Annotated in this window: 24 protein-coding genes; 23 read left to right on the forward strand and 1 reads right to left on the reverse strand. The window is 37.2% G+C overall.

Translation table 11 applies throughout. From position 1 onward, the window contains the following. Positions 1-121: 121 nt before the first annotated feature. Positions 122-1060: a DUF1385 domain-containing protein gene (locus tag LZ480_RS08075; RefSeq protein WP_241368899.1), complete on the reverse strand. Its 939-nt coding sequence runs from the start codon at positions 1058-1060 to the stop codon at positions 122-124. Between the two features lie 160 nt (positions 1061-1220). Between LZ480_RS08075 and LZ480_RS08080 the strand changes: the two genes are divergently transcribed. The 23 genes from LZ480_RS08080 (at position 1221) to xseB (ending at position 20160) form a co-directional block, all read left to right on the forward strand. Further along, entirely contained in the window at positions 1221-1619 is a 399-nt protein-coding gene (locus tag LZ480_RS08080) for a DNA helicase (RefSeq protein WP_241368900.1), read from the forward strand. An 81-nt stretch (positions 1620-1700) separates the two neighbouring features. Further along, positions 1701-2126, forward strand: a complete 426-nt coding sequence (gene aroQ, locus LZ480_RS08085; protein ID WP_241368901.1) for a type II 3-dehydroquinate dehydratase — start codon at positions 1701-1703, stop codon at positions 2124-2126. Positions 2127-2144: 18 nt separating this feature from the next. Further along, positions 2145-3206 carry a M24 family metallopeptidase gene (locus tag LZ480_RS08090; RefSeq protein WP_332844032.1) on the forward strand — a complete coding sequence of 354 codons (1062 nt, stop codon included), beginning with the start codon at positions 2145-2147 and terminating at the stop codon, positions 3204-3206. 17 nt (positions 3207-3223) lie between these two features. After that, positions 3224-3781 (forward strand): elongation factor P, encoded by a 558-nt coding sequence (efp, locus tag LZ480_RS08095; protein WP_241368903.1) that lies wholly within the window; start codon positions 3224-3226, stop codon positions 3779-3781. A 162-nt stretch (positions 3782-3943) separates the two neighbouring features. Next, a complete protein-coding gene (locus LZ480_RS08100) occupies positions 3944-4945 on the forward strand; it encodes an NAD(P)H-dependent flavin oxidoreductase (protein WP_241368904.1) in 1002 nt (333 codons plus the stop codon). Positions 4946-5050: 105 nt separating this feature from the next. Beyond that, positions 5051-5260, forward strand: a complete 210-nt coding sequence (locus LZ480_RS08105) for a stage III sporulation protein AC (RefSeq protein WP_241368905.1) — start codon at positions 5051-5053, stop codon at positions 5258-5260. Then, positions 5260-5637, forward strand: a complete 378-nt coding sequence (locus LZ480_RS08110) for a pyruvate formate-lyase (protein ID WP_241368906.1) — start codon at positions 5260-5262, stop codon at positions 5635-5637. The genes LZ480_RS08105 and LZ480_RS08110 overlap by 1 nt, the downstream gene beginning before the upstream one ends. After that, positions 5637-6548 carry a stage III sporulation protein AE gene (locus LZ480_RS08115; RefSeq protein ID WP_241368907.1) on the forward strand — a complete coding sequence of 304 codons (912 nt, stop codon included), beginning with the start codon at positions 5637-5639 and terminating at the stop codon, positions 6546-6548. Before LZ480_RS08110 ends, LZ480_RS08115 begins: the two co-directional genes overlap by 1 nt. Then, positions 6545-6679, forward strand: a complete 135-nt coding sequence (locus LZ480_RS19865) for a hypothetical protein (RefSeq protein ID WP_255731345.1) — start codon at positions 6545-6547, stop codon at positions 6677-6679. The genes LZ480_RS08115 and LZ480_RS19865 overlap by 4 nt, the downstream gene beginning before the upstream one ends. Positions 6680-6733: 54 nt before the next feature. Then, positions 6734-7120: a hypothetical protein gene (locus tag LZ480_RS08120; protein ID WP_241368908.1), complete on the forward strand. Its 387-nt coding sequence runs from the start codon at positions 6734-6736 to the stop codon at positions 7118-7120. Then, complete coding sequence (locus LZ480_RS08125) at positions 7117-7653, forward strand: SpoIIIAH-like family protein (RefSeq protein WP_241368909.1); 537 nt, start codon at positions 7117-7119, stop codon at positions 7651-7653. The genes LZ480_RS08120 and LZ480_RS08125 overlap by 4 nt, the downstream gene beginning before the upstream one ends. Before the next feature lie 194 nt (positions 7654-7847). After that, complete coding sequence (gene accB / locus LZ480_RS08130) at positions 7848-8327, forward strand: acetyl-CoA carboxylase biotin carboxyl carrier protein (RefSeq protein ID WP_241368910.1); 480 nt, start codon at positions 7848-7850, stop codon at positions 8325-8327. A gap of 18 nt (positions 8328-8345) precedes the next feature. Continuing rightward, the gene (gene accC, locus LZ480_RS08135) at positions 8346-9710 is read left to right on the forward strand and encodes an acetyl-CoA carboxylase biotin carboxylase subunit (protein ID WP_241368911.1); all 1365 of its coding nucleotides are present in this window, start codon (positions 8346-8348) and stop codon (positions 9708-9710) included. Between the two features lie 194 nt (positions 9711-9904). Beyond that, entirely contained in the window at positions 9905-11206 is a 1302-nt protein-coding gene (locus LZ480_RS08140; RefSeq protein WP_241368912.1) for an NCS2 family permease, read from the forward strand. Between the two features lie 258 nt (positions 11207-11464). Beyond that, the gene (locus LZ480_RS08145; RefSeq protein ID WP_241368913.1) at positions 11465-12535 is read left to right on the forward strand and encodes a mechanosensitive ion channel family protein; all 1071 of its coding nucleotides are present in this window, start codon (positions 11465-11467) and stop codon (positions 12533-12535) included. Between the two features lie 126 nt (positions 12536-12661). Further along, the gene (locus LZ480_RS08150) at positions 12662-13063 is read left to right on the forward strand and encodes an Asp23/Gls24 family envelope stress response protein (RefSeq protein ID WP_241368914.1); all 402 of its coding nucleotides are present in this window, start codon (positions 12662-12664) and stop codon (positions 13061-13063) included. A 168-nt stretch (positions 13064-13231) separates the two neighbouring features. Continuing rightward, positions 13232-14875, forward strand: a complete 1644-nt coding sequence (locus LZ480_RS08155) for a glycerol-3-phosphate dehydrogenase/oxidase (RefSeq protein WP_241368915.1) — start codon at positions 13232-13234, stop codon at positions 14873-14875. 78 nt (positions 14876-14953) lie between these two features. Continuing rightward, positions 14954-16444 (forward strand): glycerol kinase GlpK, encoded by a 1491-nt coding sequence (glpK, locus tag LZ480_RS08160; protein WP_241368916.1) that lies wholly within the window; start codon positions 14954-14956, stop codon positions 16442-16444. A gap of 80 nt (positions 16445-16524) precedes the next feature. Beyond that, positions 16525-16791, forward strand: a complete 267-nt coding sequence (locus tag LZ480_RS08165) for an aminopeptidase (protein WP_241368917.1) — start codon at positions 16525-16527, stop codon at positions 16789-16791. 305 nt (positions 16792-17096) lie between these two features. Next, positions 17097-17483: a transcription antitermination factor NusB gene (nusB, locus tag LZ480_RS08170; protein ID WP_241369165.1), complete on the forward strand. Its 387-nt coding sequence runs from the start codon at positions 17097-17099 to the stop codon at positions 17481-17483. A 140-nt stretch (positions 17484-17623) separates the two neighbouring features. Next, positions 17624-18487 carry a bifunctional methylenetetrahydrofolate dehydrogenase/methenyltetrahydrofolate cyclohydrolase FolD gene (gene folD, locus LZ480_RS08175; protein WP_241368918.1) on the forward strand — a complete coding sequence of 288 codons (864 nt, stop codon included), beginning with the start codon at positions 17624-17626 and terminating at the stop codon, positions 18485-18487. 90 nt (positions 18488-18577) lie between these two features. Beyond that, a complete protein-coding gene (gene xseA / locus LZ480_RS08180) occupies positions 18578-19936 on the forward strand; it encodes an exodeoxyribonuclease VII large subunit (RefSeq protein WP_241368919.1) in 1359 nt (452 codons plus the stop codon). Beyond that, on the forward strand, positions 19933-20160 hold the full coding sequence (gene xseB / locus LZ480_RS08185) for an exodeoxyribonuclease VII small subunit (RefSeq protein WP_241368920.1): 228 nt from the start codon (positions 19933-19935) through the stop codon (positions 20158-20160). Before xseA ends, xseB begins: the two co-directional genes overlap by 4 nt. Position 20161 lies beyond the last annotated feature (1 nt).

Raw genomic sequence — 20161 nt, forward strand, 5'->3', positions numbered from 1 at the left:
GAATTTTATTTTTATTATGCCAAATTATTTTTGTGAACTCAATGTAAATAGTTCGGGTTGCTAAATAATTTTATAGAATCAAAAAAGAGAATATACAAACTTGTACATTCTCTTTGGCATATTAATCATGCGCTAAAGTTTTAGCGACTTCTGGATTTTTTTCTACTTCGTGTAGCTTGTTGAATGACGCGATTGCCACTTCAACCATTTCATCTTTTGGCTCTTTTGTAGTTAGTAATTGTAGCCAAAGCCCAGGATAACCTAAGAAGCGAAGCCCCGGAACATCACGCACCGCATTCGTTGCTTGTAACACTTCAAATGAAATCCCAATTACTACAGGAATTAATAAAATGCGACTCATTAAACGTACCCAAAGAGGATCTACTGGAACGAAGAAATATGTAAACATCCCAACAATAACAGTAAATAAAATAAAACTTGAACCACAACGATAATGTAAACGTGATTGCTTTTGTACGTTTTCGACCGTTAATTCTAAACCAGCTTCATGACAGTTGATGACTTTATGCTCAGCACCATGATATTGGAATACACGCTTAATCAGTGGTGTCATAGTAATAAGTTGTAAATATGCTAATAATAGAATTAATTTAAAACCGGTTTCGATAAAAATTTGTATCGTTTTTCCAGGGAACCATGGCTTAAAAAATTCAGCCAAAAACATAGGCACTAACGTGAAGACGAACTTCCCAAATAAAAATGATATTACACCAATTGCAGCAACGCCTAGTATCATCATTAATTTTGATGGCTCTTCACCACTATTTTCTTCTTCCTCACCAGGGTTTACATCATAACGATCTGAAGCAAACTGCAAATGGCGTGAACCAAATCCTGCCGATTCGATCAAAGCCACAACCCCACGAACAATAGGAATTTTCTTCAGCTTTTGATAAATCGGCTTTTTCTCTTTTTTAACATGGAAGTAATCAATTGAATTGTCATTTCGACGAATTGCAGTAACCATATGATCTTGTCCTGTGAACATAACACCTTCTAAGAGTGCTTGTCCACCATATACTGGCGCGTTATTACTCATTTTTACGTACACCACTCTCTTTCTCTATTTTGCACAGCAGAGTACTAACGTCCGTCATGCAAGTTTCATTTTCATATTGTACTAAATTTTGTAGAAAAGCACTACGTATCGGCATAGGAATTTTTGAATTGTGCATACTAGTCCGTATGGAAGGGGAGTTATGATGCAAAGATTAATGACTGCTGTTGTTGCAGCATTGGTATTTACGGTAAGTTTAAAAGGATTACATTTATTTCATTTGATTAAGTGGAATCCAATACACTTTTTACAAAAAGTCGAAAAGTTTGAATGGACGACATTTGCTTGTTGGATGGTACTATTTTTTATCCTGTTTGCAGTTGCGTATGTTTTATTAATTATATTTCAACTACCTATATTTGTTTCTCCTTTAGTTGTTTCGCTCGTTTTTGGACTCGTAATGGCATTAGTTGTTGAGTGGCAAGTTCGAAATCTTCCTATTGAATGGACATCGATTAAAAAGTTATCTGTACCATTTATTGTACTGTTACTTATTTCGATGCGCTTTTTATCGGAAACCGCCTTTACGATACGTAAATAACTATTTCGTAATTCGAAAGTATTGAAGTCTGAAAACTCTGTGATAAAATAAAGGGCAGTACGTAAAAAAGGAGCGCTAAAAATGAAATATCTCGTTTTAAATGGTCCTAATTTAAATCGTTTAGGCAAGCGTGAACCAGAAATTTATGGTTCAGAAACGCTAGATGATGTAAAACATAAATGTGAAGTACTTGTTGCACAGTTTGAGGCTACAGTAGATTTTCGTCAATCCAATCATGAAGGACAGTTAATCGACTGGATTCATGAAGCTGCAGATACTGAAGTTGCTGGCGTTGTAATTAATCCTGGCGCATATACACATACAAGTATTGCGCTACGAGATGCCATTGCTTCAGTGGATGTACCTGTTATTGAAGTACATATTTCAAATATTCATGCACGTGAAGCTTTTCGTCATGAATCTAAGCTAGCGGCAGAATGTGTTGGGCAGATATGCGGTCTAGGAACATTCGGCTATGAGTTAGCATTACGCAAGTTTTTACAATAGTAGAAAAGGGGAGTACTAATTATGAAACTAGCAAAATTACGTCAAGCATTAATCGACAACCAAGTCGATGCAATTTTAATTACAAATGAATACAACCGTCGTTACATGACAGGCTTCACTGGAACGGCTGGGGTAGCTATCGTTTCACAAAATGATGCAGTTTTTATTACAGATTTTCGTTACACAGAACAAGCTGCAGCACAAATAAAAGATTTCCGTATTGAGCAACATAAAGGGACAATCTTTGAAGAAGTAGCAAACCAAGCAGCGATAATGGGTGTGAAAACATTAGCTTTTGAAAAAGACGCAATGCATTACGGCACGTACGAAGTGTATAAATCTTCTGTAAAAGCTGATTTTGTTCCACTTTCAGGTGTTATTGAAAAAATTCGCTTGATTAAGAGTCAGGAAGAGATTAATATTATTAAGGTTGCATGTGAAATTGCAGACAATGCATTTACACATATTTTAAATTTCATCAAGCCAGGCATTACTGAACTTGATGTATCAAATGAATTAGAATTTTTCATGCGTAAACAAGGTGCTACAAGCTCATCTTTTGATATTATCGTTGCGAGTGGTCTACGTTCTGCGTTACCACATGGAGTAGCAACTGATAAAATCATTGAAACAGGTGATTTTGTAACGCTTGATTTTGGTGCTTACTATAATGGTTACATTTCGGATATTACACGTACAGTAGCTGTAGGACAACCTTCTGAGCAGCTAGTGGAAATGTACAACGCTGTGTTAGAGTCACAACTTTTAGCGCTTGAAAAAGTAGGACCTGGTATGACAGGTGCACAAGCAGACGCTGTGTCTCGTGATTATTTGAAATCTAAAGGCTTAGGTGAAGCATTCGGTCACTCATTAGGCCATGGCATTGGTTTAGAAGTGCATGAAGGTCCTGGACTGAATTTCCGTTCAGAAGTTGTGTTAGAGCCAAATATGGTTGTAACAATCGAGCCAGGTGTATACATTCCGGGCGTTGGCGGTGTTCGAATTGAGGACGATATTTTAATCACAGAAACGGGAAATGAAATTCTAAATCATTCTGATAAAAAATTAATCATTTTATAATTTGGAGGAAATAACTCATGATCTCAGTAAACGACTTCCGTACAGGTTTAACGATTATCGTAGACGGTAACTTATTCCGCGTACTAGAATTCCAACACGTAAAACCAGGAAAAGGTGCAGCATTCGTTCGTTCAAAATTACGTAACCTACGTAATGGTAACGTAACAGAAAAAACGTTCCGTGCAGGTGAAAAAGTAGAAAAAGCGATGATTGATAACCGCAAAATGCAATACTTATATGCACAAGGTGACGAGCATGTGTTCATGGACATGGAATCTTATGACCAAACAACTTTAGCGGAAGCTCAAATTCAAGATGAGTTATTATACTTATTAGAAAACATGGAGCTACACATCCAATCTTACCAAGGTGAATTAATTGGTATCGAGTTACCAAACACAGTAACTTTAGAAGTTGCTGAAACGGAGCCAGGTATTAAAGGTGATACAGCTTCAGGTGGTACAAAACCGGCGAAAATGGAAACAGGCTTAATCGTAAACGTACCATTCTTCGTAAACCAAGGCGACAAATTAATCATCAACACAACTGAAGGCTCTTACGTATCACGTGCGTAATTGATTAAAGATAGAAATGCTGTGTCATTCGGCATTTCTATCTTTTTTTATTCTCTTTGAAAACGGCTTATTAGGACATATGGGAAAAATATAGAAAACGTTTACAAATTTCACCCAAAGAAAGTAGAGATTAAGTATAATTAAGAAAAGGAGTGAACAGCTATGATTACAAAATTTCAATTAGTAAAACCAATTATCCAAGCACCGATGGCAGGAATTACTACACCTGCATTTGTTGCAGCGTGTAGCGAAGCGGGTACGTTAGGTTCAATCGGGGCAGGCTATTTAAATGGCGTAGAAACACTAGATTTTATTCGGGCAGTAAAGGAGCTTACAGACAAGCCTTTTAGTGTCAATTTATTTATACAAGAAGAGCCACGAATTGATATTAATATTTTACAAGAGGCACGCGGGGCATTGCAGCCTATCTATGAAGAATTAGGGATTCCAGATACACAGCGTGTTGTATCAACAGAAGTGCTTGAAGGGCAAGTGCAAGCTATATTAGATGAAGGAGTAAGAATCGTATCATTTACGTTTGGTTTGCCTTCTGCAGAAGTAATTACTCGTTTGAAAAATAACGAAGTGTACTTAATTGGTACAGCAACAACGGTAGAAGAAGCTGAAGCTGTACAACAAGCTGGGTTAGATGCAGTTGTTGTACAAGGTTGTGAAGCTGGGGGACATCGTGGCTCATTCACAGAATCAATTGAGTTAATCTCAACAGTCGAGCTCGTAGCAGGTGCAAAGGAAAAACTAACGATCCCTGTTATTGCCGCGGGTGGTATTATGACGAAAGAGCATGTCGAGCAAATGTTTAGCAGAGGTGCAGATTATGTTCAAATTGGAACAGCATTATTAACTGCACATGAATGTGATGCGAGTGACACTCATAAGAATGCGATTATTAATTCTGAACAACAGTCAACTACTTTAACAAAAGCATTTACAGGTAAATATGCACGCGGCTTAAAAAACAAATTTACAGAACAGCTGCAAAATGCTGTTGTAGCGCCATATCCAATACAGCATTATTTAACATTACAAATCCGCAAAGAAAGCGCCATTCAAAATAAACCTGAATATTTATCACTTTGGATGGGCGAAAACAGTTATTTAGCAAAGAAAGCATCGGTACAGGAAATTATTGATAGTTTATTTTAATAGAATTCTTTAAGCTGAATGGAAAGTTAATTACTTTTCATTCAGCTTTTTTGGTCTTAATTTTTTTGGTGTTGCATATAGTTTGTCGTAAAGGAGGAGGGCTTAGTGGAACTACAAGATGTGCTACGCGTTGCAGGTGTGGGAATTGTGATAGCACTTCTTCATATATTTTTTGAACAGCTTGGGAAAAAGGAATTTTCGTATTTTTTATTTTTCGTTGCGTATTTGTATATGACAATTGAATTGCTACGTTTTTTGAAACTATTTTTTCAAGAAATCGCCGTGTTTTTTCAGTGGTTAATGGCTATTAGCTAATGATTATTCTATTTACTAGTGTTGTATTATTATTGTTGCTTATTCTTATTAAACAATCATTTGAAAAGCTCCATAGTATCATCGTTATTATTATCTTTTTTTTTATCATGCAATTTATATTCCGTACTCAAGTTTATCCACTTTGGCAGCAGCTTGCCACATTATTTCATAGCGTTCCCTATAGTAAAGGGTTACTCTATACGGCGCTGCTATTTTTAAGTAAAGATTTATTTTGTGCCTTATTGAAACAGCTAGAGTATGAGGCTTATGAATCGTTAGTTACACTTTCGGTCCGCTTAACTGTTATTGTTTATTGGGTTAATGAGTTTGCACCACCATTTCAAACCTTTGTTCAGTTATTAGAGAGGCTATCGTAATGGAAGATTTCCTAGGGCTATTAGCTACGCCACTTCAATCTATTTTTTCTATTATACTGTTAAGTTTGCTTTATGTAGGAGCTTATTTATTATTTGTTGCACTATTACCAAATGAAATGGCCATTATTGAGCAACTTTTTATTTTATTGTTTATTGTAAGCTTTGCACAGCAAGTGATTGATGCATTTGTTGTTCTATATGAATTGATTTCGATTTTGCAAAGTTTTTTTGTCGCGGTAATCCCAATTCTTTCGGTGATGCTGTTAACGATGCAATCCATTTTTACATTACTCGCCTGGAATCCAATTGTAATTGTTGTAATTCAATTTTTATTATTTGTCTCAACAAAGTTGCTCATACCTTCATTGATTATTGCGTTATTACTTGATATATCCACTAAAATTTTCCCTGCAATCTCTTTTGCAAGAGCGTCAGATTTGCTACGAAGCTCGGTATTAAGTTTTATCATTGCGGCGATAGTAGCGTTAACATCGATATTGACGTTTTCAGGAGCTGCACTCATTCAAATAAATGATGCCGTCAAATCCCCAATTAAAAAATTGATCGAACAAAATATCCCACTAATAGGTAATTTAATCGTTGAAGGTTTGTCCTTTTTTCAAAAGTCTCAATCAATCGTTTCATCCTTTATAGGTGTTTCGTTTTTGGCTGTTGTTTTTAGTGCGGCATTTGCGCCAGCAATTATGTTATTAGGACATGCACTTACATTTAAGGTAATTGGTGCAATCATTGAACCTTTTACGAATACAAGATTGAGTGCATTATTTGATGATGTAGGTAAAACGTTATTTGTTGCATGTGCAGTGAGTGGTTTATTAGGCTTTGCGATTGTTTTCATTGTACTGCTCTGCATATTTTTTGTACAAACGTCTATTGGAGGGAGTACATGATTGAATTATTTTTATTTGTGTTGTTAGGAAGTAGCCTATTATTTTTTGTTGAGGAAAAGGAATGGCAAACATATGTCAAGTTGGCATTATATATAATTTTTACTACATCGATTGCGTCACTGTTAGCATAAGTGGAAGTATACCTTCATACATTATGATGAATTCGATGAGGCAAGGGGGCGCAGTTGCTTACAAATGTGGATAAATCACGAGCAAAACGTCCTTTATTTATAGTTTTCGTATTGATTGTTGTTCTGTCGATTTTCATGGTGATGAGCTTGAGTGGTCAATCTGAACAAACGGATATACCTGAGCAACAATTGGCAAAAATATTAAGTGAAATGGAGGATGTTGGACAAGTATTTGTATATTTTCATTATGAACAACAAAAAGAGAAACAGTTTTTAGCTGTTACACAACAACAAAACATTACTGGTGTCATTATCGTGGCACAAGGTGCACAAGATGTACATGTTCAGCGGTTATTAAAGCAAACAGTAGGCAATGTACTACAAATACCAACGCATCGTATACAAGTGGTCGCGATGCAACCCAAGGAGGAAGCAAAGTGAAAGTAAAAAAACGAACAGTGTGGTTCTTTACATTAGCGAGTTTAGTGGCTGTAATTTCCGTGTTTTATATTTTTGAAGATCGCAATACACCGAATTTATTAAAGGTTTTTACAAATGATACTATTAGTGAAACAGAAATTTTAGGCGTGAGTCAAGATGGCTCACAAATGGTTACATCAGAAAGTGAGATGTTCCAGCAAATGCGTTTAGAAGCAAGCAATAAACGCAGTCAACTTCGTGAGCAATTAACTCAAAAAGTTGCTTCAGCGGAACTTACAGCCGAAGAAAAAAACACAGCATTTAATGAGATGGAGCAGCTAATTAAGTTAGAATCGTCAGAAGCAATGCTTGAGATGGTTGTAAAATCTTTAGGCTATGATGATGCACTTGTACGAGTTGAAGATCAGGATGTTAAAGTAACGGTGATGTCAGATGAGGTATCCAAACAACAGATAAATGAAATTGTCTATACGGTTCTCACTGAAATGGATGAAGATGTAAAAGTAACTGTTAACTACGAGCCTTTCAATTGAAAACCTTGAATAAAGATGCAAAAAGTATGTATGTGTTATATAGCAGTATGATAAAAAAATCATTGTTTTATCATTGAAATGTTGTGTTTTATACCGATTTTTCTAAAAAGTAAAATTAACTGTTTTAAAATAGTCGGAAAAATTATAAAATAGGGTTTGTATCCATGATTACTTTTTAAAAGGGAGAGTTAAGAATGTTCAAAGTTCAAGAAATTCGTGAAATTATCAAATTAGTGGACGCGTCTTCAATTGACGAGTTCGTGTACGAAGCAGATGGGGCAAAAGTTAAACTAAAAAAGAAAAATGGTGTTACTGAAGTTGTAGCTCCTAAAAAAGAAGCAGCACCAGCAGCTGTTGTTCCTGCACCAGCACCAGTAGTAGAAGCACCAAAAGTAGAAGTAGCACCAGCTGCACCAGTAGCAGATACAGCTGAACTTCATAAAATTACTTCTCCAATGGTTGGTACATTCTATCAATCTCCAAACCCTGATTCTCCGGCATACGTAAAAGTAGGCGATAAAGTGGGCGATGAGTCAATCGTTTGTATCGTAGAAGCGATGAAATTATTCAACGAAATCGAAGCTGAAATTAAAGGTGAAATCGTAGAAATTTTAGTAAAAGACGGCCAATTAGTAGAATATGGTCAACCTTTATTCTTAGTTAAAGCTGAATAATAAGGAGCGAATATACCAATGAAAAAAGTATTGATCGCAAACCGTGGCGAAATTGCAGTACGTATTATTCGTGCATGTAAAGAGCTAGGTATTCAAACGGTTGCAGTATACTCAGAAGCTGATGCAGATGCGTTACACGTAAAATTAGCTGACGAAGCATATTGCATTGGTCCAAAGTTATCTAAAGATTCTTATTTAAGCTTCCCAGCAGTTTTAGGTGTAGCTCAAAAAACAGGTGCTGATGGTATCCATCCAGGTTACGGTTTCTTAGCTGAAAACGCAGCATTTGCAGAGGCATGTGAAAATGCGGGAATTAAATTCATCGGTCCTTCATCGGATGCGATTAAAATTATGGGTATTAAAGACGTTGCACGTGACACAATGGAAGCAGCTAATGTTCCTTTAGTTCCTGGTACTGGTATTGTTCCAAATATCGAAACAGGTAAAGAATGGGCTGCGAAAATCGGTTACCCTGTAATCATCAAAGCAACAGCTGGTGGTGGCGGTAAAGGTATCCGTGTAGCACGTACAGAAGAAGATCTTGTAAAAGGTATCGAAATTACTCAAAAAGAAGCAGCTGCGGCATTCGGCAACCCAGGTGTGTACTTAGAAAAATTTATCGAGTACTTCCGTCACTGTGAAATTCAAGTTTTAGCAGATGGTCATGGCAATGTTGTTCACTTAGGTGAGCGTGACTGTACCGTACAACGCCGTATGCAAAAACTTGTTGAAGAAGCACCATCTCCAGCTTTATCAGAAGAGCGTCGTGCTCAAATGGGTGAAGCGGCAGTTAAAGCTGCAAAAGCTTGTAACTATGAAGGTGCTGGTACAATTGAGTTCATCTATGATTACCAAGAAGATAAATTCTACTTCATGGAAATGAACACACGTATCCAAGTAGAACACCCTGTTACAGAAATGATTACTGGTGTTGACTTAGTTCAACAACAATTAAAAATCGCTTCTGGCGCAGAATTACCATTCAAACAAGAAGATATTAAAATCAACGGTTGGGCAATTGAGTGCCGTATCAATGCTGAAAATGCATACAAAAACTTCATGCCTTCAGCTGGTACGGTAGAAACTTATGTTGTTCCTGGTGGTTACGGTGTACGTGTTGACTCTGCGGTATATGCAGGCTACACAATTCCACCGTACTACGATTCTATGGTAGCAAAATTAATCGTTCACGCGGATACTCGTGAAGAAGCAATCGCAAAAATGAACCGTGCTTTATCTGAGTTCGAAGTAGCTGGCCCTGGAATTAACACAACAATTCCTTTCCACCAAGCACTTATGAACAACGAAGTGTTCCAATCTGCGAAATTCAATACGAAATTCCTTGAAGAGAACGATATTTTAAACGCTAAATCAAAGGCTTAATCGTAATTTATGCATAAATTATTTCCCTCTAACACATGGTGTTAGAGGGATTTTTTCTATTTGCTAAAAAGTCTGACTAAGCGAAATAGTATAACATTTATTATTTGTGGTAAATATATTGCATTTCATCTCAAAAACGAATACTATAGTTGAGTTCTTAAATAATGTTCGTGTTTTTGAAAGAAGGAATGAATATGTTTCAATTAAAAGAAAATGGTACGACGGTGAAGCGTGAAATATTCGCAGGGTTAACAACGTTTTTAACGATGGCTTATGTCATTATCGTTAATCCGATTATATTATCAGATGCAGGCGTGCCGATTGATCAAGTATTTATGGCGACAATTATTGCTGCTGTGATTGGTACAGGATGGATGGCGTTGTGTGCGAATTATCCAATCGCAGTTGCACCGGGAATGGGGTTAAATGCGTATTTTACTTATACCGTTGTTTTAGCTTCAAATGGAGAAATTACGTATTTAACGGCCTTTTCAGCAGTATTTGTGGCAGGTTTAATCTTTATTTTGATTAGTTTAACGCCGTTCCGTGAAAAATTAATTACGGCGATTCCAGAAAACTTAAAATTAGCCATTACAGCGGGTATTGGTTTATTTATCGCATTTATTGGTTTGCGTATGTCAGGTATTGTTGTTGCGAATGATTCGAACTTAGTGGCTCTAGGTAACATTGCAGAACCTGCTACACTACTTACGATTATTGGTTTATTTGTTACCGTTGCATTAATGGCACGAAAAGTAAATGGTGCAATCTTTATCGGGATGATTGTCACAGCGGTTATTGCTATACTGACAGGTCAACTAACGATTGAGAAAGTCGTGGCAATGCCGCATTTACCTGAGGGAATAATAGTATTCAATCCAATCAATGCGATTCGTGAAGTTATTGAATACGGACTATATGGCGTTGTGTTTTCGTTTATTTTAGTTACTTTATTTGATACAACGGGGACGATGATTGGAGTTGCAAAGCAAGCAGGTTTGATGAAAGATGATAAATTACCACGTGCACGTAAAGCGCTATTATCAGATTCTTTAGCAACAACTTTTGGTGCGATGTTTGGTACGAGCCCATCGACAGCTTATTTGGAATCGGGTTCTGGGGTTGCCGTTGGTGGTCGTACAGGATTAACTTCATTGACGGTGGCAGTGTTATTCATTATTGCCTCATTTTTTGGTCCACTGGTTGGTTCATTATCAGGTGTCGCTGCAATCACTTCTCCCGCGCTAATTATTGTAGGGAGCTTAATGATTGGTGTTGTGAAAAACATGAAATGGGATGATATTGAAGATGCATTCCCAGCATTTTTAGTTATTTTAACGATGCCATTGACTTCAAGTATTTCTACAGGGATTGCACTTGGCTTCATTAGCTATCCGCTTGTCATGATTTTTAAAGGACGTGCACGTGATGTACATCCACTAGTTTATATTTTTGCCGTATTATTTGTGTTACAACTTGTTTATATGCCGCACTAATGTATTTACCACCCAAAAGCAAATTTTGGGTGGTTTTTCTGTTTTTTCTCGTTAAAGCGCGTTGAATGCTCAGCAGGCTCCCTCAGAACTAGATTTGTACCATCGATTAAAAAGATTTAGGTAAAATGACCAAATGCTTCAATTGCTTCGATGTTGTTGAAAATATTTTGGGGATAGCGAAAATAGATGCTTTTCCTAGTCAAAACAATTTCTTACATGGTATGATTTTTTTCGCAATAAAAAAAGTAGGTGAAGATTTTGTGGGACTCAATTAAATGGTTAATTCCAAACGTTAAACCACCAACATGGGCAGATGGCGTAACAGCTTTATTAATTGTAATTGTTGGGGTATTGTTCATTCAATTTATTTTTCGTCCAATAATATTTAAATTCGCTCGTATGTTAGAAGAGCGCGGGCATCCGGTTATGAGTGATATCGCGAAAAATATTTTCCCTTCCATGCGTAATGCGCTCATTTTTATGGTACTTGTACTTGCCTGCTCGCTTTTAGTGGAAGTGAATTTGTTTGATCATGTGAAATTAAGTAGGTTTATTGATTCTGTCTATATATATTTTGCATTTAAAGCGCTTTATGACGTGTTAGGCTTTTATTTGAAAAACCCGGAACGCTTTGAAACGGGAAAAGATCAAGATTTATTGACTCCATTTTTCTTGCGGATGAGTAAAGTAATCGTAATGGTCCTTGCGATGTTTACGATTGCATCACTTTGGAACTTTAATTTAAATGGTTTCTTAACGGCGATTGGTTTAACGGGTGTTGCTCTCGCTTTTGGTATCCGGGACATATTAGCGCATATTTTTAGTGGTATGAGTGTAGTGCTAGATAAACCATTTCAAATTGGTGATTGGGTTATGACCGGTGATGAAAAAATTGACGGTACGATTGAAGATATAAATTTGCGAAGCACTCTTATTCAAACAGCGGATAAAGGGCTTGTTTATGTGCCGAATTCCTATTTAGTGAATCGTCCGATATATAATTTATCAAAGCGTACACAGCGTAAAGTGGAGCATTATTTATTTTTATCGACCGAGAATAACGAAGCGGAAATTGTACAATTTGTGGAAACACTACGCGAACAAATTGCCTTACATCCTAAAACTTTAAAAACAGTTATCCATGTTGCGGTGGATGAAATTCGACCGAGTGCTTACCGCGTATTAATTCGTTATTTTGTTGCGACAAATGATACTCAGCTGATGCTGCAAGTGCGCCAAGATATTTTACTTGTAGCAAAGCATTACTGTGAAAAATATGAAATTGTTCAAGTTGATCCTGTTCAGGCGCAATTTGTGTGGAACGATTGAAAACTTAGATGTTTTTTCGGAAAAAGTGCGCTTTGAACCAACACTATGTAAGTAATTGTAGTATACTGAGCTTAGGTAACAGTAAGCCTTAAATGATTAGTTTACATAAGAGAGGATGTTTTGAACATGGCAGAAAAACAACCAGTAGCATTTGTGCAGCCAACACCAGTTGGTAAAGAAGAATTAGGTAAAATCGAAGTTGCACCAGAAGTCATCGAAGTCATCGCTGGTATCGCAGCAACTGAGGTTGAGGGCGTTGCAGCAACGCGCGGCAATTTTACGACAGGTGTGGTAGAGCGCTTCGGAAAAAAGGTACACTCTAAAGGCATTAAATCTGCGATGTCTGAAGAAGGCAATATTGTCATTGATGTTTTTTGTACTGTAAAATACGGCTATGCCATTCCAAAAGTAGCAAAAGAAGTACAATCAACAATTCGCCAAGCCATTTTAAACATGACAGCAATTGAAACTAGTGAAGTTAATATTCATGTGACAGGAATCCAATTCGAAACAGCAACAGCTGAATAATTTAATATACTTGAGAAGGGCACTGTATAAAAAGTTTTTTACTTTTTGTACAGCCCTTTTTTCATGGTGGATATGAAAGTCTAAGGTTTTTATAAAAAGGTGTGTTTGAAATCTGTATAGAATATGGATATAGCAGGAATAGTTTGGTTTGGTGAGGAGGAAAAATAAGTGGTAAATTTTTCAGCGGCATCGCGCGTCCAAAGACATTCAGTTTTAAAAGAACAGACATTTGACTTATTTATTATTGGTGGCGGAATTACTGGTGCAGGTATTGCATTAGACGCTGCATCTCGTGGTTTAAAGGTTGCCTTAGCAGAAATGCAAGATTTTGCAGAAGGAACGAGTAGCCGTTCTACTAAGCTAGTCCATGGTGGCTTACGCTATTTGAAACAATTTGAAATGAAAGAAGTAGCAGAGTTAGGGCGTGAGCGTGCGATTGTTTATGAAAATGGACCACATGTAACATCGCCTATGTGGATGCTATTACCCTTTCATAAAGGTGGTACATTTGGTTCGTTTTCAACGTCATTAGGATTAAAAATCTATGATATTTTAGCCGGAGTAAAAAAGGGTGAGCGCCGCTATATGCTATCGGCTGACGAAATAACAGCTAGGGAGCCACTATTAAAAAAGGAAAATTTACTTGGTGGCGGCATGTATGTAGAATATCGTACAGATGATGCACGTTTAACGATTGAAGTATTGAAGGCTGCTGTTGCTAATGGTGCAGTAGCTCTCAATTATTTAAAGGTAATAGGCTTTCAAGGGAGCAACTTATCATTTTCGAGAGTTGAAGTGCAGGATCAATTGACGGGTGAATCGTATATTGTCAAAGCAAAAAAAGTGGTAAACGCTGCTGGGCCGTGGGTAGATGATGTCCGTAAATTAGAACATACTATTGGCGAAAAACATTTAATCTTATCAAAAGGTGTGCATCTTGTGTTTGACGAAACGGATTTTCCTCTACGGCAAGCGATTTACTTCGACACCAAAAGTGATGGACGTATGATCTTTGCAATCCCGCGTGATGGGAAAACCTATGTCGGTACAACTGATACGTTTTATGATGGCGACCCATTGAAATTAACGGTAACAATAGAAGAGCGAAACTACATGATTGAAGCTATTAAATATATGTTTCCCAATTTGAATTTGACGTTAGATAAAATTGAATCTGCATGGGCTGGTGTGCGTCCGCTTATTCATGAAAAAGGGAAAGGTCCCTCTGAAATTTCGCGTAAAGATGAAATTTGGCAAACTGAAAGTGGACTAATTACGATTGCTGGCGGTAAATTGACCGGTTACCGAAAAATGGCTGAAAAAATAGTGGATTTAGTCGTCAATCAGCTAAATCAAGAGTTCAATAAAAAATTTGGCAAATCAATTACAAAACACTTGCCCATATCAGGTGGGGATATGAGTGGTTCGAGATTTTTTGAGAGTTTTGTACAAAAACGAGTAATCATGGGGAAACAGCTTGGATTATCAGAAGAACAAAGTCGTTATTTAGCTAAATTTTATGGCACGAATGTCGACAAGGTGTTTGACTATGTAGCACAGGCTACAGGTGATTTACCAGCGATTGTTTATGGTCAATTATACTATGCGATGAATGATGAATCAGCGAGTGTCGCAACAGATTTTTTCATCCGCAGAACAAGTGCGTTATTTTTCAATATTCATTTTGTGGAACAATTTAAAGATTCGGTTATTGATGAAATGGCTCAATATTTAAAATGGTCTGATCAGGAAAAGCTTCAACAAATCGAGTGGTTAGAGAAAGCGCTAAATGATGTGAAAATAGTAAAGTAATTTAACGAGATATAAATGGTACTTTATAAAAATACAAATCGTTGTTATGATGCATGTCATACAAAAAAGGAGAGCTTTATGGAAAAGTATATTATGGCGTTAGACCAAGGAACGACTAGTTCACGAGCAATTTTATTTGACCAATTAGGGAATATAGCATTTTCGGCACAGCAGGAATTCAAACAGTATTTTCCAAAGTCGGGCTGGGTGGAGCACAATGCTAAGGAAATTTGGAGTTCTATTTTAACGGTAATCGCTAAGGTATTGTCGGAAAATAATTTAGAGGCAACGCAAATTGAAGGAATCGGTATTACCAATCAACGTGAAACAACGGTTGTCTGGGATAAAAACACTGGTGAGCCAGTGTATAATGCGATTGTTTGGCAATCTCGTCAAACAATCGATATTTGTAATGAACTAAAAAAAGCTGGTCAAGACGATTTATTTCGAGATAAAACAGGTTTACTAATTGATGCCTATTTCTCGGGAACTAAGGTCAAGTGGATTTTAGATCATGTAGATGGAGCACGTGAAAAAGCCGAAAATGGCGACTTATTATTTGGAACAATTGACACGTGGGTTATTTGGAAGTTAACAGACGGAGCTGTCCATGTAACCGACTATTCCAATGCTTCTCGTACATTGATGTACAATATCCATGAATTGAAATGGGATGAAGAACTACTTGAAATTTTATCGGTCCCAATGTCAATGTTGCCAGAAGTTCGACCGTCTTCAGAAATTTACGGTGAAATCGCAGGCAAGCATTTTTTTGGTCAACAAGTACCGATTGCGGGGATTGCAGGGGATCAGCAAGCGGCATTATTTGGCCAAGCATGCTATGAAAAAGGGATGGTTAAAAACACGTATGGTACAGGCTGTTTTATGTTAATGAACACGGGGGAAGGAGCAGTAAAATCTGAGAGCGGATTACTAACAACGATTGCATGGGGCATTAATGGAAAAGTGACGTATGCACTTGAGGGAAGTATTTTCGTTGCGGGTTCTGCTATTCAATGGCTTCGAGATGGGCTTCGAATGTTTAGAAAGTCGTCAGATAGTGAGGCTTACGCTACAAGTGTTGATGATTCAGACGGTGTTTATGTTGTACCGGCATTTGTAGGTCTTGGTACGCCGTATTGGGATAGTGAAGTGCGAGGTGCTGTCTTTGGTTTAACACGTGGTACATCAAAGGAGCATTTTATTCGAGCAACACTTGAATCTTTAGCATACCAAACGCGCGATGTGTTAGCTGCGATGGAGTCGGACTCGAATATCGACTTGAAAACGCTTCGAGTTGATGGTGGTGCCGTAATGAATGACTTTTTAATGCAGTTCCAATCAGATATATTAAATGTTCCGGTAGAGCGCCCCGCAGTCAATGAAACGACAGCACTTGGAGCTGCTTATTTAGCAGGATTGGCTGTAGGTTTCTGGGACAATATCGAGGAAATACAAAAACATTGGCAGTTAAATCAAACGTTCGAGCCAAAAATGGATGAAAAGAAGCGCGAGCAACTATTCGAAGGTTGGCACAAAGCTGTAAAGGCTGCACAAGTATTTAAGTAACAACAGTTCAATGTGAATTAATTGTTTGATATACTTTTATGCTATAATTTATGCAATATAGTTGAGGAGTTTTTGACATTATGAGTAAAGATTTTATTCGCATTGCGAACGATCAAGACATGCAATTAATTATTGCCTACTTTGAACAGGCATTAGCACATTATGAAGCTGTAGGAGAATTAATGGCTATGCAGGACATTAAATACTTTTTACACAATGTACGCCAATTCAATTTTGTAGTGCTAAAAGAAAAAGTAACAGAAATTACATACCTTTTCGAGTTCCCTGAAACAACTGACGGCAAGCGCGAAACAGGTACAATTGTCATCCCACTTCAAAATAATTAGCTTTGAGCTACCGTAACTAATTATTACTGCACTGAAGGAAAAGCGACAATCATAGCAAAAACATTGTAAGAAAACGATCTCTTAATTTGAGAGGTCGTTTTTTTACATGAAGGCATTTGAAAACCTAAAATTTAAAAGTGCGACAATTTCAAACTTACAGCATTTTTATCGTAAATGAACGCTTTTAATAATAGATCTAATAAATCTTATCAGAACGGTAAAATTTTTCATTCAAACTGTGCTATGACTACGAAAATATGCTATGATAAGAACCAATGCTACTTATGAAGGAGAGCTTTAAAGTGATGAAACGAACTGAAGCGCGCCAAAAAGCGTTCCAAGCTTTATTTCAGTTAGACAGCACAGAACTTACTATTGAAGAAGCAATTGGCCACGTTCTAGAGGAAGAACAAGAGTCAAATGCTTTTTTAAACAAATTAGTTCGTGGAACAACTGAAAACCAAGCGGAAATTGATGCAGCGCTAGAACAAAAATTAGAAAAATGGACGCTTAACCGTCTACCTAAAATTGAGAGAACGGTATTACGTTTAGCCGTGTACGAAATCCTACATGAACTAGACACACCAAACAAAGTTGTCATGAATGAAGCAATCGAACTATGCAAAACGTATGGTGATGAGAAATCAAGCAAATTCGTTAATGGTGTACTTTCGAAATTTACTGAGCAATAAAATCAATGTATTCAAGTCTATAAAGATTCACAATATATAAAGGTTTAGTTGGAACGGTTGTCACCAAACGTATACGTATCCTGTCTTTTCTATGGATGACAGCCCTCCACATTGTCGTGATCACTGGAAGGAGTAACAACATGTCAAGTGCAATAATTAATGGTAAAGAAATTGGTCAAGAAATTCGAGGAGCAGTGGCAACTCGTGTGGAAGCATTAAAAGCTAAAGGTGTAACACCAGGCTTAGCGGTTATATTAGTAGGGGACAACCCAGCATCAAAAACATATGTAGCTAACAAGCAAAAATCTTGCGAGCAAATTGGTATGTTTTCAGAATTAATTAAACTACCAGAAGATATTTCAGAACAAGCTTTACTAGAACAAATTAGTGAATTAAACACGCGTAGTGATATTCACGGTATCCTTGTACAACTTCCATTACCGAAACATATCGATGAAGATCAAGTCATCCAAGCAATTTCTCCAGAAAAAGATGTAGATGGCTTCTCACCGATTAGTGTTGGGAAAATGATGTTAGGTCAAGATACATACTTGCCATGTACGCCTTATGGGGTCATGAAACTTTTAGAACACTCAGGAATTGAAATTGCAGGTAAGCATGCTGTTATTGTTGGACGTAGCCACATCGTTGGTAAGCCAATGGGGCAGTTATTGTTACAAAAAGACGCAACTGTTACTTATACACACTCAAAAACACCAGATTTACCATCATTCACAAAACAAGCAGATATTCTGATCGCAGCGGTTGGCCGACCAAACTTTATCACGAAAGAGCATATTAAAGAAGGTGCTGTCGTGATTGATGTTGGTATTAATCGCAACGAACAAAATAAATTAGTGGGCGATGTGAATTTTACTGAGGTATGTGAGATTGCTTCACATATTACACCAGTGCCAGGCGGTGTTGGCCCAATGACTATTACAATGTTATTAGAAAATACTGTACAAGCAGCTGAAAAAGAGTTAGAACGTCAAGCGAAATAATCTAACTTCAAAAATCACGATTTTGACGTAGATCAAAATCGTGATTTTTAGCTTATACGCAATTAACTTCACGTAACGATAAGGAGTGATATGCAAATGTCTTCGTATTTATCTGTGAAAGCCTTAACGAAATATTTAAAACGAAAATTTGATGCCGATCCACATTTACGTGATGTCTATGTAACTGGTGAATTATCAAATGTCAAAATCCATAGCTCAGGTCATATTTATTTTACTTTAAAAGACGAAAGCTCACGCATTACTTCAACAATGTTCCGTAATCAAGCGGCGAAATTATCATTCAAGCCTGAAGAAGGTATGAAAGTATTTATCCGTGGTGATGTCAACATATATGAAGCAAGTGGAGTTTATCAATTATATGCTCAAACGATGGAGCCTGACGGAATTGGTGGGCTATTTGTAGCATTTAACCAATTAAAAGAGCGCTTACAAAAAGAAGGCTTATTTAATCCAAATTTTAAACAGCCGATTCCAGAATACCCCAAAACCATTGGCATATTAACTGCTACGACTGGAGCTGCTATTCGTGATATTTGTACAACAATCACGCGCCGCTATCCACAAGTAGAAATAGTAATTTACCCAACACTCGTACAAGGTGCGGGTGCAGCATCCAATATTACTGAGAATATATATTTGGCGAACAAGCACGGACTTTGTGATGTTTTAATTGTTGGGCGTGGGGGTGGTTCGATTGAAGATTTGTGGGCTTTCAATGAAGAAATCGTCGCACGGGCAATTTTTGAAAGTCGAATTCCAATCATAAGTGCGGTTGGACATGAAACGGATACAACGATTGCCGATTTTGTTGCCGATTTACGTGCACCGACTCCAACTGCCGCAGCAGAGCTAGCTGTTCCAAGTCAGCAAGAGTTATTCCAACGAATTTTACAAAAGCAATCGTTTATGCATCAAGTAATGACATCACGTTTAAATTTTGAGCGTAGTCGCTTATCAAAATTACAAAATTCTTATCCACTTGCAACACCTGAGCGATTATATCGTCCTTTTATAGAAAGACTTGCGCAAGTTGATGCAAACCTACAAAATGCAACAAAGCTCTATTTATTAAATCAGCAGGCAAAATTACAAACTGTTGATAGTAAAATGAAGCTATATTCGCCGCAACATCAACTACAAGCTGCAAAACAGCAATTACAACATACGAATGACCAACTACACCGTACAATGAAACAGCAATTAGCCCAAAACGAGTTGACGTTTCAAAATCAGGTACGCATGTTAGAGGCGTTAAATCCGCTTTCATTGATGAGCAAGGGGTTTAGTGTGGCATATAAAGATGAAAACGTAGTAAAATCAGTACATGAGCTTAAAAGTGGAGATGTTGTGAAAATGACATTCCAAGATGGTTTTGCGGAAGCGAAAATTGTCAAAACGCATGTGCAAAAGGAAGGGGAAGCGAAATGACAAAACCAACATTTGCTACAGCAATGACAGAATTAGAAGATGTTGTGAAAAAATTAGAACAAGGTGACGTTCCGTTAGAAGAAGCCATTGATCTTTATAAAAAAGGCATGGAACTTTCTAAGCTTTGCCATGATACGTTACAAAACGCTGAACAGCAATTAATTTCACTAGTTGGAGAAGATGGAGAAAAGAAACCTTTCCAACAAGGGAACGGAGAAGAATAGG

The sequence above is a fragment of the Solibacillus palustris genome, from assembly GCF_022549215.1.
Taxonomy (GTDB): domain Bacteria; phylum Bacillota; class Bacilli; order Bacillales_A; family Planococcaceae; genus Solibacillus; species Solibacillus daqui.

Coding starts and splice junctions, on each gene's coding strand:
- aroQ (WP_241368901.1), top strand. CDS start 1,701: ATGAAATATCTCGTTTTAAATGGTCCTAATTTAAATCGTTTAGGCAAG.
- xseB (WP_241368920.1), top strand. CDS start 19,933: ATGACAAAACCAACATTTGCTACAGCAATGACAGAATTAGAAGATGTT.
- accB (WP_241368910.1), top strand. CDS start 7,848: ATGTTCAAAGTTCAAGAAATTCGTGAAATTATCAAATTAGTGGACGCG.
- LZ480_RS08115 (WP_241368907.1), top strand. CDS start 5,637: ATGGAAGATTTCCTAGGGCTATTAGCTACGCCACTTCAATCTATTTTT.
- LZ480_RS08110 (WP_241368906.1), top strand. CDS start 5,260: ATGATTATTCTATTTACTAGTGTTGTATTATTATTGTTGCTTATTCTT.
- LZ480_RS08165 (WP_241368917.1), top strand. CDS start 16,525: ATGAGTAAAGATTTTATTCGCATTGCGAACGATCAAGACATGCAATTA.
- LZ480_RS08100 (WP_241368904.1), top strand. CDS start 3,944: ATGATTACAAAATTTCAATTAGTAAAACCAATTATCCAAGCACCGATG.
- efp (WP_241368903.1), top strand. CDS start 3,224: ATGATCTCAGTAAACGACTTCCGTACAGGTTTAACGATTATCGTAGAC.
- nusB (WP_241369165.1), top strand. CDS start 17,097: ATGAAACGAACTGAAGCGCGCCAAAAAGCGTTCCAAGCTTTATTTCAG.
- xseA (WP_241368919.1), top strand. CDS start 18,578: ATGCAAATGTCTTCGTATTTATCTGTGAAAGCCTTAACGAAATATTTA.
- LZ480_RS08075 (WP_241368899.1), bottom strand. CDS start 1,060: ATGAGTAATAACGCGCCAGTATATGGTGGACAAGCACTCTTAGAAGGT.
- LZ480_RS08140 (WP_241368912.1), top strand. CDS start 9,905: ATGTTTCAATTAAAAGAAAATGGTACGACGGTGAAGCGTGAAATATTC.
- glpK (WP_241368916.1), top strand. CDS start 14,954: ATGGAAAAGTATATTATGGCGTTAGACCAAGGAACGACTAGTTCACGA.
- LZ480_RS19865 (WP_255731345.1), top strand. CDS start 6,545: ATGATTGAATTATTTTTATTTGTGTTGTTAGGAAGTAGCCTATTATTT.
- LZ480_RS08080 (WP_241368900.1), top strand. CDS start 1,221: ATGATGCAAAGATTAATGACTGCTGTTGTTGCAGCATTGGTATTTACG.
- folD (WP_241368918.1), top strand. CDS start 17,624: ATGTCAAGTGCAATAATTAATGGTAAAGAAATTGGTCAAGAAATTCGA.
- accC (WP_241368911.1), top strand. CDS start 8,346: ATGAAAAAAGTATTGATCGCAAACCGTGGCGAAATTGCAGTACGTATT.
- LZ480_RS08150 (WP_241368914.1), top strand. CDS start 12,662: ATGGCAGAAAAACAACCAGTAGCATTTGTGCAGCCAACACCAGTTGGT.